Raw genomic sequence first — 15,539 nt, 5'->3', positions numbered from 1 at the left:
GTTTTTAAAAAATTAAAGATTTCAGATTTTAAAATCCTTAAATTTGTGTTCTATTGAGAAAAACAACCAAATAATAACAAATAAACAATTAATAATGAGCAGAATTATTAAAATCCACGCGAGACAAATCCTTGATTCCAGAGGTAACCCAACTATTGAAGTTGATGTAGTAACAGAACATGGAATTTTGGGTAGGGCTGCCGTACCGTCAGGAGCTTCAACCGGAGAACATGAGGCCGTAGAGCTTCGTGATGGAGGTAAAGCATTTATGGGTAAAGGAGTTATGAAAGCGGTGGAAAATGTAAATATTAAAATTGCCGAAGAATTATTAGGAAATTCTGTTTTTGAGCAAAACCTGATCGATCAGAGAATGATTGAATTGGATGGCACTCCTAATAAGTCAAATCTGGGCGCTAATGCTATTCTTGGGGTTTCTTTGGCGGTTGCCAAAGCGGCTGCAAATGAATTAGGCTTGCCGTTGTATCGTTATGTTGGAGGTGTTTCGGGTAATACGCTTCCGGTTCCTATGATGAATATCATCAACGGAGGTTCGCACTCGGATGCTCCAATCGCTTTTCAGGAATTTATGATTATGCCGGTAAAAGCAAAAACATTTACACAGGCAATGCAAATGGGGACAGAGGTTTTTCACCACTTGAAAAAAGTATTGCACGATAGAGGATTGAGTACTGCGGTAGGCGATGAAGGTGGTTTTGCTCCAAATTTGGCTGGTGGAACAGAAGACGCATTGGATTCAATTAAAAAGGCAGTTGAAAATGCAGGTTATGTTTTTGGTGAAGATATTAAGATTGCTTTAGATTGTGCTGCCTCAGAATTTTATGTAAACGGAAATTACGATTACAAGAAGTTTGAAGGTGAAACAGGAAAAGTTCGTTCTTCAAAAGAACAGGCAGAATATCTGGCTGAACTGGCATCAAAATATCCAATTATTTCGATTGAAGACGGTATGCAGGAAAACGATTGGGACGGTTGGAAATACCTTACAGAGTTAATTGGTGATAAAGTACAGCTTGTAGGAGATGATTTGTTTGTAACCAATGTTGAGCGTCTTAAAAAAGGAATAGACAAGGGAATTGCAAATTCAATTTTAGTAAAAGTAAACCAGATTGGTACGCTAACTGAAACCATTGCTGCAGTAAATATGGCACACAATGCCGGATATACATCAGTAATGTCGCACCGTTCCGGAGAAACAGAAGACAATACAATTGCAGATTTGGCGGTAGCTTTGAACTGTGGACAAATAAAAACAGGTTCGGCATCGCGTTCTGACCGTATGGCAAAATACAACCAATTGCTTCGTATTGAGGAAGAATTAGGAAGTACGGCCTATTTCCCTGGTGAAAAAGCTTTCAAGATTAAATAATTTAGCTATCTTTAAATAATTAAAACCCTTTTGGATGTATATTCCGAAAGGGTTTTTTTATAAAATCAAATTCTAAATTAAAACCGTCAAATTCTAAGTTTTGCCTATATTCGGGAAATAGAATATTATTTTTGTTAATTGCGCATCGTGTGAATTGGTGTGCCGGAATCTTAAAGATAAAACGTTTTTGGAATGAATATGAAATCCTTTGTGATCTGCTTTTTTATGCTGTTTTGCGTTCTTTCCTATTCGCAGGAAAAGACGATAGACAGCCTGAAAAACGTTTTAAACCATACAAAAAACGATATTGATAAGGCCGAACTGCTGAATGCAATCGCATCAGAATACATGTCCAGTGATCCAAAGCAGATGCGTGAGTATGCAAACAAAGCACTGGAACTCTCCAAAAAAATAAAGTATCGGATTGAAGAAGGAAATGCCTGTCTGAATTTAGGAAACGTAAATGTCATTCTCGGAAACTATTCGTTGGCATTGGATAATTTTTCAAATGCACAGGAAATATTTGAGGCTGATCTTGTAACTGACCTTAAAAATAGTACCAAGATAAAAAACGGACTTGCCCGTGCATATGGAAGTATAGGGATAGTTTTTTCGGAACAAAGTAACTATGCCAAAGCTTTGCAATACCACCTGAAAGCGGTCAGGATTTATGAAGAAATGAAAGACGGGGCAAGAACGGCCCGTATCTACAATAATATTGGTATAGTATATCAGGCCCTGAAAGAAGATTTCAAGGCATTGGATTATTTTACAAGAGCCCAAAAACTTCAGGAAAAGGCAGGTGATATGACCGTAGGTATCACTACCACCAATATTGGTAATATCTATCTAAGACAGAAAAATTATTCCAAAGCTTTTGAGTATTATACCAAATCAAAAAATACCTTCGATAAAAGCAGCGATGCCAGAGGACTGGGGGAATTATACAACAATCTGGGTTCCTATTATTGGCAAACAGGCAATTTGCCTAAAGCAACAGAAAGCTGGGAAAAAGCCATTGCCCAGTTCAAATCTATAGACGATAAATTTGGTATTTCAGATACCTATTCGCACTTGGGCAATTTTTATTATAACCAGAAACAATATAATGAAGCAATGGCTAATGCAGTCAGTGCCTTAAAACTTGCTAAAGAACTGGATGTATTGGAACAGATCATGAATTCCGAAAAACTCATCAGTTCGATTTATGAAAAGCAAAACAAACCGGACCTGGCGTTAGAGCATTATAAATATTATAATATTGCAAGAGACAGTCTGGTTAGCCATGAAAATATCAGGAAAAGCGTTCAGGCTGAAATGAATTTTGATTTTGAAAAAAAGCAGACCATGCAGCAAGAGGCCCATGAAAAAAGAGAATTGCTTTTTAAGGAACAAAATAAAAGATACCAACTGCAGGCCATTTTTGGAGCTTTATTCGTAATCCTGATTTTTGGAATTATTTTTCTGATTTATAACAGGATGCAGCTCAAAAAAACACTAACCTTGCAGAAGGAGTTGGCAGAATACGAGCAAAAAGCACTGCATCTTCAGATGAATCCGCATTTTGTATTTAATTGCCTGGGTTCTATTTCCAGCTTTATTGTACAAAACGGTACGGATTCAGCTATAAAATACCTCTCCAAATTTTCAAAATTGATGCGGCTTACATTGGAGTATTCTAAAGAATCGCTCATCCCGATTGATAAGGAAATTGAAAGCCTGCAAAATTATTTGGAGCTGGAGCAACTACGTTCCGATAAAATGTTTAATTTCAGCATCACCAAAAGTGACCTGATAGAAGACGATATGGCACTGCCACCGCTATTATTGCAGCCTTTTGTGGAAAATGCAATTATCCACGGTTTGATTCCTAAAAAAGAAGTCGGAAAAATCGATATTGATTTCTCACTAAAAGAAGAAAGCCTGATATGTACAATTGTCGATAATGGGATAGGTTTTGAAAAGTCGCAGGAGTTAAAAGCAGCTTCGGTTTCAATTCATAAATCGATGGCTTTGGATATAACCCGCAAACGACTTGAAATGATGGAGGCAGTTACCTCAAAAACATCAAAAGTAGAAATAAAGGAACTGAAAGACGAAAATGGAAATCCGGTTGGTACGGAAGTAGTCCTTCACCTGCCTATACAATATATTAAATAAGTATGATTACAGCAGTATTGATAGATGATGACAGCAACCTGAGAAAAGGAATGAAAAGCCTGTTGAGTCGCTATGCGCCTGAAATTAAAATTTTAGGAGAAGCTGACAGCGTGAAAACAGGTATCAAGGTTATGGACAGCCTTAAACCTCAGGTGGTTTTTCTCGACATACAGCTTACAGATGGTACAGGTTTTGATATTCTCGAAAATCTGGCGCAAAAAAATGGCAAGTCTTCTTCGCATATTGTCTTTATCACAGCCCATGAAGAATATGCTATCAAGGCATTCCGATTTAGTGCTTTGGATTTCCTTTTAAAGCCAGTAGACCCGGAAGAATTGGAAAAAGTTATAGAAAAAATAAAAAGCACTTTAGAAAAGAATGATAATTACGCGCACATCGACCTGCTTTTGGAAAATATAAGAAAGAAAGTCGATAATTTTAAAAGAATAGCGCTTTCTACTTCCGACGGAATTCACCTGTTGGAAGTCAGCGATATTATTCGCTGTGAGTCTGAAGACAATTATACCAAGTTTTATATTAAGAACGGCAAGCCGATCTTGATTTCAAAAACACTAAAAGAATACGAGGAATTATTGGCAGAGCATGGTTTCGAAAGAATCCATCAGTCCCATCTGATCAATCTTTCCTGCCTCAAATCCTACATCAAAAAAGACGGAGGTTATGTCATTATGGCCGATAATAGCAAACTTCCGATATCACAAAGAAAAAAAGAAAGATTGCATGAATTGCTGAAAATGATTTAGCGAATTCTAGCCCAAAATGCTAAAATTCTAAATAATTTCTTTTTGTGGCTCCTACTTTATTATATTTGGAGGTTATTATTATGAAAAAAATGATGGTTATATGAAAAGATTATTACTTTATGGGCTGTTGTTCTTATACGGGTTCAGCTATGCGCAGAACGTAGATATCTTAGACCCATCTTTTAAAAGCAAATTGTTGGCTGCTGATGTTTCCAATCGGATAGCAAAAGACGGCAACGGAACTCCTATACGTATTGACCTGAATAATGATGGCGAAATTCAACTTAGTGAAGCTGTTAGAGTCGTAGAACTGAATGTTTCCGCTTCAGATATTTCTTCTCTTCAGGGAATTAATCATTTTTCCAACCTGAAAATCCTTGAATGTTATCACAATTCAATAAATGAGCTCAATCTTTCAAATAACCCTTATCTTGAATATGTTGATTGTTCTGAAAACCAGATTTCTTCATTAAACCTGAACGGACTGGTCAACCTGAAACATCTGGATTGCAGGGTAATGGGGAGTGGTAATTTGACTTCGCTCAATTTAACCGGATTGACTGCATTAAGAGTGCTAAGATGTGGAAGAAATAGCCTGACAACACTGGATTTATCGCCGGTTACAAACCTGATTGAGCTGGATTGTAGTGTTACGGGGCTTACGAGTTTGAATCTTAACGGATTAGTAAATTTAAAATCATTGGATTGTAGCTTGAGCCAGCTTTCTACATTGAATCTGGCATCTTTGGGTAATCTGGAAAGACTTGATTATTCTTATAATCCCGGTCTTGCATCGTTGAATATTTCTTCTCTGACTTCACTTAAAGAGTTGTCATGCAATGCAATGGGATTAACCTCTTTAAATCTTTCATCATTTCTGGAATTGGTCAGCCTGAGCTGCCATAGTAACATACTGACAAACCTCGATTTTTCTGCAAACAGCCATCTCGAAAGAATAGAATGTAGCGCCAATCAGTTAACGGCTTTGAACGTAGCAGGCTTGCCATCACTAACTACGCTGATGTGCAGTTATAACCAGTTTTCTGTCTTAAATTTATCAGGATTGGAAAATTTATCACATTTGGATTGCAGGAATAATAACATCGTTATAATTGAAACGGCAGGACTTAATGGTTTGATATCGGTTTTTTGCAATAATAATTCCTTAACAAAATTAGACCTTAGCCATTCTCCTTATGTTTCTGTAGTTTCCTGCGCAGACAATCCGCAACTTATCTCGGTAAATTTGAAAAATGGTTTTTCACTTCCGCAAATTTTTGACGGTTTTGATTTTGCCAACACGCCAAACCTGGAATATGTTTGCGCAGATGAAGATGAATTGGCTTTGTTTCAAAGCTTTTTCACGGGTCAGGGTATGAACGTTTCTGTTACTCCATACTGTACTTTTACACCCGGAGGTGATTACAATACCATAGCCGGTATGTTAAGGTTGGATGAAAATGGCAATGGTTGTGACACTAATGATAGGACACAGCCTTTTATCAAGGTAAAAATAAATGACGGAATAGAAGAATCATCAGTATTTACAGATCTTGAAACAGGATATGCTTTTTATATGCAGTCTGGTGCATTTACACTGACTCCTGCAACAGAAAATACCTCTTTCTTTTCTTTTAGCCCGGCCAGTACAGTAGTTAACTTTCCAAATAATAACAATAATACGCAGACACAAAATTTCTGTATTACTCCAAACGGAGTGCATTCAGATATAGAAATAGCTATTGCGCCGGTGGTTCCTGCAAGACCGGGTTTTGATGCAGTATATAAAGTAGTTTATAAAAACAACGGAAACCAGACAGTGTCCCAAAACGCTGGAATCACGCTTCGCTACAATCAGGACCTGATGAGTTTTGTTTCATCGACTCCGGTTGCCGGTTCACAAACTCCGGGTAGGATAACCTGGGGTTATACAGACTTGCATCCTTTTGAATCCCGCAGTTTTACTGTAACAATGAATATCAACAGACCAACAGATGGGCATCCGGTTAATATCAATGACATATTGAGTTTTAATGCTTCCATTACAGCACCGGGTGATGAGAATACGAATGACAATACGTTTACACTGCGTCAGAAAGTTGTAGGTTCTTTTGATCCTAATGACATTAGCTGTCTGGAAGGAGATATTGTTCCTCCTACAGAAATAGGAGAATACCTCCATTATCTGGTTCGCTTTGAAAATACAGGAAATGCACCTGCTCAAAATATAGTGATCCGAAATGAAATTGATGAGGAGGAGTATGATGTATCATCGCTTCAGATATTGGACAGCTCCCATAAACTAAGAGCAAGAGTAAAAGGAAATAGGGCCGAATTCATTTTTCAGAATGTTTATCTGGATTCTGGTGGTCACGGAAATATTTTATTAAAACTAAAATCAACAGAAAATCTTGTTGCTGAAAGTACGGTATCAAGCAGGGTAGGAATATACTTTGACTACAATACTCCGGTATTGACAAATAGAGTCACAACCGTTTTCAAGATGTTGTCTGTTGGTGAAAAAGATTTGGATCAAACAATTAAAATCTATCCGAATCCGGTAAACAAAATGCTTAACATTAAAGCTGCCGGCATGATTCGCACAGTATACCTGTATGATGCACAGGGAAGAATACTCATGACGCAACTCCTGGGAAAAAATGAGGTGAGTTTTGATCTTTCCAATTATGCAGCCGGAGTTTATTTTGTGAAAATTATAACCGATGAAGGAGCCAAAACCGAAAAAATAATCAATAGAAAAAACTAGAAGACAGATTCATAAAAAGAGAAAATAACCAGAAAGCCTAATCAAAAAACAATAAAGATTTAGTTTTTGTTATGGAATAACTGACTTTTAAAGCCTGCTGATTTATCAGCAGGCTTTTTTTTCTAAATGGATTTGTTTGTGCCTGATTTGCAAAATTTAAAGAAATATTAACGAAAACGTTACCGTATTGCTTTTTAGTTATTACCGAATTCCCTATTTTTGTTAAATTATATTTTTCAATTTTAAATAATCTCCAATAATATTATGTCAAAAACAGCAATATTAGAAATTGATGGCAACAGACACGAATTTCCAGTACTCGTTGGAACGGAAAACGAAGTTGCGATTGATATCGACAAACTACGCAGTGCAACAGGTGCAATAACTCTTGATCCGGGTTATAAAAATTCAGGATCTTGTAAAAGTGAAATTACTTTCCTTGATGGAGAAGAGGGAATTTTGCGTTACAGAGGATATTCAATTGAAGAATTGGCAGAAAAGGCTGATTTTCTTGAAGTTTCTTACCTTTTGATTTTTGGTGAATTGCCAACTGCAAAGCAATTAGAGCAATTCGAAACCGATATTAGAAAATATACTTTGGTAAATGAGGAAATGAAAAATATCATTGACGGTTTTCCAAAGAATGCTCACCCAATGGGCGTTTTGTCTTGCCTGACAAGTGCACTTACTGCATTTAACCCAAAATCAGTAAATGTTGAGAGCGAAAAAGATATGTATGAGGCAGTTTGCAAAACAATGGGTAAATTCCTTGTTATTGCTACATGGACCTACAGAAAAAGCATGGGCTATCCATTAAACTATTATGACAATACCAAAGGATATGTTGAGAATTTCATGCGTTTGATGTTTGAATTACCAACAGGGCCTTATACTGCAGACCCAACAATTGTAGCTGCTTTAGACAAATTGTTTATCCTACATGCTGACCACGAGCAAAACTGTTCAACTTCAACAGTAAGAATGGTAGGTTCTTCACATGCAGGTTTGTTTGCTTCTATTTCTGCAGGAGTTTCTGCTCTTTGGGGTCCGCTTCACGGAGGTGCAAACCAGGCGGTATTGGAAATGCTTGAAGAAATACAAAAGAATGGAGGCGATGCTGACAAATATCTGGCAAAAGCAAAAGACAAAAATGATCCTTTCCGTTTGATGGGCTTCGGGCATAGAGTTTATAAAAACTTTGACCCAAGAGCAAAAATCATCAAAAAAGCGGCAGATGAAGTATTGGCAACTTTAGGAGTTAACGATCCAATCCTGAACATTGCTAAAAAATTAGAAGAAGCTGCATTGGAAGATGAATACTTCAAATCAAGAAACCTTTATCCAAACGTAGATTTCTATTCAGGAATCATCTACCGTGCCTTAGGAATTCCGACAGACATGTTTACGGTTCTTTTTGCAATTGGCCGTTTACCGGGATGGATTGCTCAATGGAAAGAAATGCGTGTGAACAAAGAGCCAATTGGTCGTCCAAGACAGGTATATGTAGGTTCACCGTTAAGAGACTTCGTTCCTTTCGAAAAGAGATAATTTTCAAAAAATAGTTTTAAAAAAGCTTCACTGTTTGGTGGAGCTTTTTTTTGCTCTATAACTTTCCCAGCTGATTACCGCATAAGCGATCAAAATTCCCTGCAAAGGCATCATATAGCGGGAAGCATTGACCGGGCCGGTTATCAAAATGGCATAGGCTATGAAAATCACGAGAAAAGTTCCGGCAAAATCAATTCGCTTTTTTCTTTGCCAGAGATGCCTGAAAAGTAGTGCCCATTTGAACAGGGTAGCAAAGAATATGGGAATCAGTATAAGGATAATCCAGAAGTATTTATATTCGAAAAAATTAGAAATAGTTTTTTTCAGGCCGGCCGTACTTAACATATTCAGAAAACCCTGATTTGGATCATACTTCTCAACCAGCGTCATCAAATCAAACCGGCCCGGGTCAATGGAACCGCGCACGGCACCATAAAAATGAAAGACCGAATAAGGAATAAGGTTTTCCTGTATTGCCTTTTTTCCTTCTGTAGCCAAAAACTCGCTTTGTTTTTCAAATGTCGGTAATTTTTCAACCTGAAGGTAAACGGAATCCCTCCATTGATTGGCAACTTCTGCACCTTCTTTCTGGGCTTTGAAAAGATAAAGATTGTAGTCAATCAGGTTGATATTCTGCATGGATGAAAAATGAAAATAACCTGTCCTTTCCTTGTTAAAACCCATATAGCCAATTGTGAGCAGTAACGGTAGAAACACAGAAAAATGGAAAGTCTTTGTCCTTACAAAATAGAATAGAAAAAATAAAAGACTAACAATTGGGAAAAGATAGAAAGCTGGTTTTAAAAATACCAATGCAATACCAATGAGCTGTATATGGAATGTCTTTTTTGAATCGAGTTTTCCGGTTAATTGCAATGCCATTAAAAGAGACAGGGTCATAACAAGCGCCTCGGTCATGACCAAATGCGTATAAATAAAAATAGAAGGAGTCAGCAGGACTAATGCCGTTACCAATCGGAAGGATTTTCCTCCCAGTTTTTTAAATAATTCTAAGGTTAGATAGATATTCAAAAAGCCTAACAAAGTTTGGAGCAGGACAATTACCAAATCGTTTGAAAAACCAGGAAAAAGAATTAATATGGGATATAGAAAGGGTCTTTTGGTTAACAGCGTCGCCATGCCAAAATCAGTTGATGAAGAAAAATATTCCCCGCTTTTCAAAAGTTCGGCAGTTGCAAAATAATCTTCCGAATCCGCTAACCGGAAATCACCCTGAATAATTCGGAGAGCCAGAAAAAACAACATAAAAAAACTGAGAAACAAAAAATGCTTTCGGAATTCAGAATCGTTAAGGTTGTTGAAAAAAGTTGTCAATTGTGCTTTTTTAAGAGTTTTCAGGCAAACAAACTTACTCAAAATATTGGAAACTAATTTTAGGAAATGTAGATTTGTCAACCATAGGATTAAGATGAAAACTAAAAAGGCAATTATTATCGGAGGCGGTCCGGCTGGCTTGACTGCTGCTTATGAATTTATTCAGAATACCGATATCCAGCCTGTTGTTTTAGAGCAGAGCGAATTTTGGGGCGGAATCTCCAGAACCGTAAATTATAAAGGAAACCGCATTGACATTGGCGGACACCGTTTCTTCTCAAAATCAGACGTCATTATGGACTGGTGGTGTAAAATCCTGCCTATTCTCTCTGAAGAAAAAGCAATCAGGATTTCCTACCAGAATAAATCGAAGGAGTTGAATACTATTGAATTTCCATCGGATGTCAAAAACCTTGACAATGTCATGCTGGTCCGTAGCAGGAAATCAAGAATATATTATCAGAAACAGTTTTTTGATTATCCAATAGCACTCACACCGGAAACGGTATGGAAACTGGGTCTGTTCAATACGTTCCTGATAGGAGTGAGTTATCTTAAAAGTGTTGCCTTTCCAATCCGTAACGAAAAGAATCTGGAAGACTTCTTTATCAACAGGTTTGGAAAAAAGCTCTACAAGACATTTTTTAAGGATTATACAGAAAAAGTCTGGGGCATAAAATGCACCGAAATAAGTTCGGAATGGGGGGCACAAAGAATCAAGGGACTGTCAATCAGAAAATCGGTTGCGCATTTTCTTAAAAAAAAGTTCTCAAAAAAAACGGATAAGAATATCAGCCAAAAAGATACGGAAACTTCGTTGATTGAATATTTCCTGTATCCAAAGTTTGGTCCCGGCCAGATGTGGGAAGAAGTAGCCCGAAAAGTTACTGACAATAAAGGGGAGCTGCATCAGAATTTGAAAGTGATAAAAATTCAGGCAGAAAATGATAGAATCACGGCGGTAACAGCGCAAAACCTGTTGACCAAAGAAGAAATAGTCTTTGAAGGCGACTATTTTATTTCGACTATGCCGGTTCAGGAACTTATTGCTTCTCTGGAAGTGGAAGTGCCGGAAAAAATTAAAGATATTGCAGAGGGACTGGTTTATCGCGATTTTATAACCGTAGGACTTTTGCTAAGGAAAATGACAAAAGACGAGATTACAGACAACTGGATTTACATTCAGGAACCTTATGTTAAAGTAGGAAGGTTGCAGGTTTTCAATAACTGGAGTCCGTTTATGGTTCAGGACCCAAATACGACCTGGGTTGGTCTGGAATATTTTTGTTATGAAGGCGATGCGCTCTGGAACAAATCCGAAGCCGAAATGAAAGAGCTGGCAATAAAGGAAATGGTCGAGATAGGAATGATTAATAGGGAAGATGTTCTGGACAGTGTTGTCATCAAAATGCCAAAAACATATCCCGCCTATTTTGGAACCTATGAAAAGTTCAATGCAATTATTGATTATGCTGCCCGGTTTGAAAACCTGTACCTGATTGGCAGAAACGGGATGCACAAATACAATAATCAGGACCATTCCATGCTTACGGCCATACAGGCAGTACAGAATATAAAAAACGGTATTTCCGGCAAAGAAAACATTTGGGCCATCAATACCGAACAGGAATATCACGAAGAAAAATAAACTTAACAAATAATAAAAAAGCCTTTTTTATCTTTGTCTAAAGCCAAAAGCTATGTTGCAATTAAATGTAAAAAACGAAACATCAAGATTAAGAGCGGTAGTGCTGGGTTCTGCTGTAAATAACGGACCAACGCCAACTGCAGACGAAGCCTATGACCCAAAATCATTAGAACATATTCTAGCAGGAACCTATCCGGTAGAAAAAGATATGGTAGAAGAAATGGAAGCCTTTAATAAAGTTTTCCAGAAATATGATGTAAAAGTATACCGCCCGGAAATGATTGAAAATTACAATCAGATTTTTACAAGAGATATCGGGTTTGTTATTGATGATGTTTTTGTGAAAGCCAATATTCTTCCGGACAGAGAAAGAGAACTGGACGCCATTCAATATGTTATAGACCAGATTGACCCGAAAAAAGTGGTTCGTCCTCCGGATGAGGTACATATTGAGGGAGGCGATGTAATGCTTTGGAATGATTATATTTTTATTGGAACTTACAAAGGATCGGATTATAAAGACTATATTACAGCACGTACCAATATGGAAGGTGTGAAGTATATCAAAGAATTGTTCCCGCACAAAAAAGTAAGAGAGTTTGACCTTGTCAAGTCAAAACTGGAAGCCAGAGACAATGCCCTGCATTTGGATTGCTGTTTCCAGCCGGTAGGAAAAGACAAAGGGATTATCTACAAGAGCGGTTTCCGCCAGGAATCGGATTATATCTTTTTGGTAAACCTTTTCGGGAAAGACAACCTTTTCCATATTGACAGGGACGAAATGTACCATATGAATTCAAACGTATTTTCTATTGCTGAAAATGTAGTGGTGTCCGAAAGGAATTTTACAAGACTGAACAATTGGCTTAGAAGCCAGGGATTTACTGTTGAAGAGATTCCTTATGCTGAAATTGCAAAACAGGAAGGCTTGTTGCGATGCTCAACCTTGCCATTGATTAGAGATTAATTTGTTTTGGAAAGCGTTTCTTATTGAAACAGAATAACCCCCAAAACGTTATACCAAAATATATGAAACAAACAACAAATTCCATTTTGATGATTCGTCCGGTAGCTTTTCGGATGAATGAACAGACGGCGGTAAATAATTATTACCAGAAGGTATTGGATGGACTGCATCCGGAAACTGTGAACGCTAAAGCACAGCAGGAATTTGATGCTTTTGTAGAGAAATTAAGAGCGGCAGGAATCAATGTGATTGTGGTAGAAGACACCAAATGTCCGGATACTCCCGATTCTATTTTTCCAAACAACTGGATTTCATTCCATGAAAACGGAGACGTAGCGCTTTATCCGATGTTTGCAGAAAACCGTCGTGAAGAGCGCCGCGAAGATATTTTAGATTTACTGGAAGACCAGGGTTACAGAATTGATAACATCGTTGACTATACCTCTGCGGAAGAAGATAATATCTTTTTGGAAGGAACGGGAAGCCTGTTGCTGGACCGTGCCAATGGAAAAGCCTATTGTGCCCTTTCGCCAAGAGCAGATGAAGAGCTCCTGATTGAATTTTGTGAAGATTTTGATTATGCCCCTGTTATTTTTGAAGCCTTTCAGACGGTAAATGGCGAGCGTAAATTGATTTACCATACGAATGTTATGATGTGTCTGGGAGAAACTTTTGCTGTTATCTGTGCAGATAGTATTGATGACAAGCAGGAACGAAAAATGGTATTGGATAACCTGAAGGCAGATGGAAAAGAAGTAATACTGATTACAGAAGACCAGGTTAATAATTTTGCAGGAAATATGCTGGAAGTAAGAGGGAAGGATGACAAGCGTTATCTGGTGATGAGTGCTGCGGCATACAAAAGCCTGAAACCGGTACAGATTGAAAAGCTGGAATACCATTGCGAAATCATCAGCTCCAGCCTTGATACCATTGAGGCTTGCGGCGGTGGAAGTGCAAGATGTATGATGGCTGAGGTATTTCTGCCAAAAGAATAAAAAAAAGTAAAAACATAAAAAAAGCCCTGAATTTCAGGGCTTTTTTTATTGTGACGAAATTGTTTTTAGGATGTTTACAACCGAACTGCTAATGTATTGTACACCTATGGCAATAACAATAAAACCAATGATTCTCGAAATGGCGACAATCCCGGAAGCTCCCAGAATTCGGGATAAATAATGGGCACTTCGCATTACCAAAAAGATAACGATAGCAACAGCCGCTATAGAAAGGCATACGATAATTTGTTCATTCAGATGTTGGTAGTCCTGATAAAGCGCAATCAATAAGGAAATAGAGCCCGGTCCGGCCAGCATTGGAATGGCCAAGGGCGTGAGTGCGATATCGTTTCTGTTTTGGGCATCGTTTTCTACTTTTTTATTGACCCCTCGTGTTTTGTTAAATCTACCCGAAAGCAATGCAAATCCTGAATTTAAGATAATAAGCCCTCCCGCAATTCGTAAGGCGTCAATGCTGATTCCGAAGAAATTCAAAACATATTGGCCCACAAAAAAAGAAATGATGAGGATTATAAAAACGTTGATGGCTGTCCAGAGTGAAATTCTCGAGCGTTCTTCCTTAGTGTCCTGCTGGGTAAGCCCGACAAAAATAGGTATGGCACCAAGCGGATTGATAACTGAAAATAGCGCTGCAAATACATAAATGAAAATTTCCATAGTTTTTGTTGTAAAATTAGAATTGGAAATGCGGGATATAGTAAAGTTATAAATAAATTATTATTATCAAACTCCGGGTTATATTTTATCGGATATTTCAAGCAAGTTTTAGATTCATTATATTTGTATTTCACCCTTAACTTTTGCAAATGAATTTTTTTAAGAACTTTTTTACTATAATAGTACTTTTGATTAGCTTTCAAGGAGCTTATTCCCAGGTTTTGGAAGGGCATGTATATGATATGCAAAATAATGCCCTGCAGGCAGCAACTGTCTATTTGGATGGTTCAACGGTAGCGACGACGACAGATGCAGAAGGTTATTTCAGGATTAATGGTAATGCCAATAGTCGGGCTACGTTAATAGTCAGCTATATGGGATATAAAACCATACGGCTTGAAAATCCTTTCCAACATAAGAAAATAAAGGTTTTGATGGAAGAAGATGCCATTACAATGCCTGAAGTAGTGCTTCAAAAAGGGCCTTTTACCAGAAAAGAAATGATGAAGGCGTTCAAGGAGCAATTTTTGGGAAATACAAATGCAGGAAGCTCCTGTAAGATACTAAACGAAGATGATATCAATCTGTATTATGATATTGCTACAAATACACTAAACGCCACTTCACACAAACCAATCAAGATAAAAAATTCCTATCTTGGTTATGAAGTGTTTTTTGAACTGGCAGATTTTAATGTGGTATACCGAAGAAGAAGCCTTTCGAGTTTTTCGATTGATAAAAGCTATTTTTCAGGAACTACATTCTACAAAGTGTTGTCCGAATCTAAAAAAACGGACAAGAGAAGACTGGCTTCTTATCTGGGTTCCACTTCCCATTTTGTCAATACAATAGCCAATGAAAGCTGGGATAAAGAAAAACTGGCTCTTTTTGTAGACGGATTTAAGGTTGACCCGAAAAAATATTTCGAGGTAAGTGATACTTTAGGTGTTAAGAAAATTAAAGTTCTTAAAGAGCCGATGCAGCAGGTTCCGATATATAAAAAAGAATTTCCTGAAACAGCAAGGAAAGGAAAGACCATAACCATTGGTTCAAAACCTGAAATTACAGGTTATAATGAGGTTGAGGTGCCGTTTAATGTTCTGTTTGACAACAAACATCAATCCTTAGCCGATTTTACTGAGAAGGTTATTTTTGTAGACGAAAATGGAAACTACAGTCCGGTATATGGAGTGATGGTAGGAGGTTACATGAGCTCTTTAAAAGTAGGAGACATGCTTCCAATTGATTATTATCAATCTGTCAAAGGAAAATATTGATGTTATTGTT

The 15,539-nt window shown here is 37.5% G+C and carries 11 protein-coding genes; 9 read left to right on the top strand and 2 right to left on the bottom strand.

Annotated features, from left to right (window positions below; genetic code table 11):
• The first annotated feature begins 94 nt into the window (after positions 1-94).
• From eno to BGO88_RS15315, 5 genes are all read left to right on the top strand, one after another.
• Positions 95-1,387, top strand: coding sequence for a phosphopyruvate hydratase (gene eno, locus BGO88_RS15335; RefSeq protein ID WP_056069090.1), 1,293 nt, complete (start codon positions 95-97; stop codon positions 1,385-1,387).
• Positions 1,388-1,579: 192 nt separating this feature from the next.
• A complete protein-coding gene (locus tag BGO88_RS15330; RefSeq protein ID WP_286707463.1) occupies positions 1,580-3,547 on the top strand; it encodes a tetratricopeptide repeat protein in 1,968 nt (655 codons plus the stop codon).
• Between the two features lie 2 nt (positions 3,548-3,549).
• Entirely contained in the window at positions 3,550-4,311 is a 762-nt protein-coding gene (locus BGO88_RS15325; RefSeq protein WP_056068778.1) for a LytR/AlgR family response regulator transcription factor, read from the top strand.
• 100 nt (positions 4,312-4,411) lie between these two features.
• Positions 4,412-7,078 (top strand): DUF7619 domain-containing protein, encoded by a 2,667-nt coding sequence (locus tag BGO88_RS15320; RefSeq protein ID WP_286707462.1) that lies wholly within the window; start codon positions 4,412-4,414, stop codon positions 7,076-7,078.
• Positions 7,079-7,342: 264 nt separating this feature from the next.
• On the top strand, positions 7,343-8,626 hold the full coding sequence (locus BGO88_RS15315) for a citrate synthase (RefSeq protein WP_056068774.1): 1,284 nt from the start codon (positions 7,343-7,345) through the stop codon (positions 8,624-8,626).
• A gap of 27 nt (positions 8,627-8,653) precedes the next feature.
• Here BGO88_RS15315 and BGO88_RS15310 read toward each other — a convergent pair whose 3' ends face one another.
• Positions 8,654-10,003, bottom strand: coding sequence for a hypothetical protein (locus BGO88_RS15310; RefSeq protein WP_286707461.1), 1,350 nt, complete (start codon positions 10,001-10,003; stop codon positions 8,654-8,656).
• Positions 10,004-10,055: 52 nt separating this feature from the next.
• Between BGO88_RS15310 and BGO88_RS15305 the strand changes: the two genes are divergently transcribed.
• From BGO88_RS15305 to ctlX, 3 genes are all read left to right on the top strand, one after another.
• Positions 10,056-11,609 carry an NAD(P)/FAD-dependent oxidoreductase gene (locus tag BGO88_RS15305; RefSeq protein ID WP_286707460.1) on the top strand — a complete coding sequence of 518 codons (1,554 nt, stop codon included), beginning with the start codon at positions 10,056-10,058 and terminating at the stop codon, positions 11,607-11,609.
• Between the two features lie 52 nt (positions 11,610-11,661).
• A complete protein-coding gene (locus tag BGO88_RS15300) occupies positions 11,662-12,576 on the top strand; it encodes a dimethylarginine dimethylaminohydrolase family protein (protein ID WP_056068769.1) in 915 nt (304 codons plus the stop codon).
• Between the two features lie 62 nt (positions 12,577-12,638).
• Positions 12,639-13,574 carry a citrulline utilization hydrolase CtlX gene (ctlX, locus tag BGO88_RS15295; protein ID WP_286707459.1) on the top strand — a complete coding sequence of 312 codons (936 nt, stop codon included), beginning with the start codon at positions 12,639-12,641 and terminating at the stop codon, positions 13,572-13,574.
• A 45-nt stretch (positions 13,575-13,619) separates the two neighbouring features.
• Here ctlX and BGO88_RS15290 read toward each other — a convergent pair whose 3' ends face one another.
• Positions 13,620-14,252: a MarC family NAAT transporter gene (locus tag BGO88_RS15290; RefSeq protein ID WP_101472837.1), complete on the bottom strand. Its 633-nt coding sequence runs from the start codon at positions 14,250-14,252 to the stop codon at positions 13,620-13,622.
• Positions 14,253-14,401: 149 nt separating this feature from the next.
• On the opposite strand from BGO88_RS15290, the gene BGO88_RS15285 reads away from it, so the two are divergent.
• Positions 14,402-15,529 (top strand): carboxypeptidase-like regulatory domain-containing protein, encoded by a 1,128-nt coding sequence (locus BGO88_RS15285; RefSeq protein WP_286707458.1) that lies wholly within the window; start codon positions 14,402-14,404, stop codon positions 15,527-15,529.
• The last annotated feature ends 10 nt before the right edge of the window (positions 15,530-15,539 follow it).

This window comes from Flavobacterium sp. 38-13, from assembly GCF_001899155.1.
GTDB classification, from domain to species: Bacteria; Bacteroidota; Bacteroidia; order Flavobacteriales; family Flavobacteriaceae; genus Flavobacterium; species Flavobacterium lindanitolerans.
The sequence above is the reverse complement of the archived record's forward strand: the minus strand, read 5'-3'. Positions and strand labels throughout refer to the sequence as shown.

Coding starts and splice junctions, on each gene's coding strand:
- BGO88_RS15305 (WP_286707460.1), top strand. CDS start 10,056: ATGAAAACTAAAAAGGCAATTATTATCGGAGGCGGTCCGGCTGGCTTG.
- BGO88_RS15290 (WP_101472837.1), bottom strand. CDS start 14,252: ATGGAAATTTTCATTTATGTATTTGCAGCGCTATTTTCAGTTATCAAT.
- BGO88_RS15315 (WP_056068774.1), top strand. CDS start 7,343: ATGTCAAAAACAGCAATATTAGAAATTGATGGCAACAGACACGAATTT.
- BGO88_RS15330 (WP_286707463.1), top strand. CDS start 1,580: ATGAATATGAAATCCTTTGTGATCTGCTTTTTTATGCTGTTTTGCGTT.
- eno (WP_056069090.1), top strand. CDS start 95: ATGAGCAGAATTATTAAAATCCACGCGAGACAAATCCTTGATTCCAGA.
- BGO88_RS15320 (WP_286707462.1), top strand. CDS start 4,412: ATGAAAAGATTATTACTTTATGGGCTGTTGTTCTTATACGGGTTCAGC.
- BGO88_RS15285 (WP_286707458.1), top strand. CDS start 14,402: ATGAATTTTTTTAAGAACTTTTTTACTATAATAGTACTTTTGATTAGC.
- BGO88_RS15325 (WP_056068778.1), top strand. CDS start 3,550: ATGATTACAGCAGTATTGATAGATGATGACAGCAACCTGAGAAAAGGA.
- BGO88_RS15300 (WP_056068769.1), top strand. CDS start 11,662: ATGTTGCAATTAAATGTAAAAAACGAAACATCAAGATTAAGAGCGGTA.
- ctlX (WP_286707459.1), top strand. CDS start 12,639: ATGAAACAAACAACAAATTCCATTTTGATGATTCGTCCGGTAGCTTTT.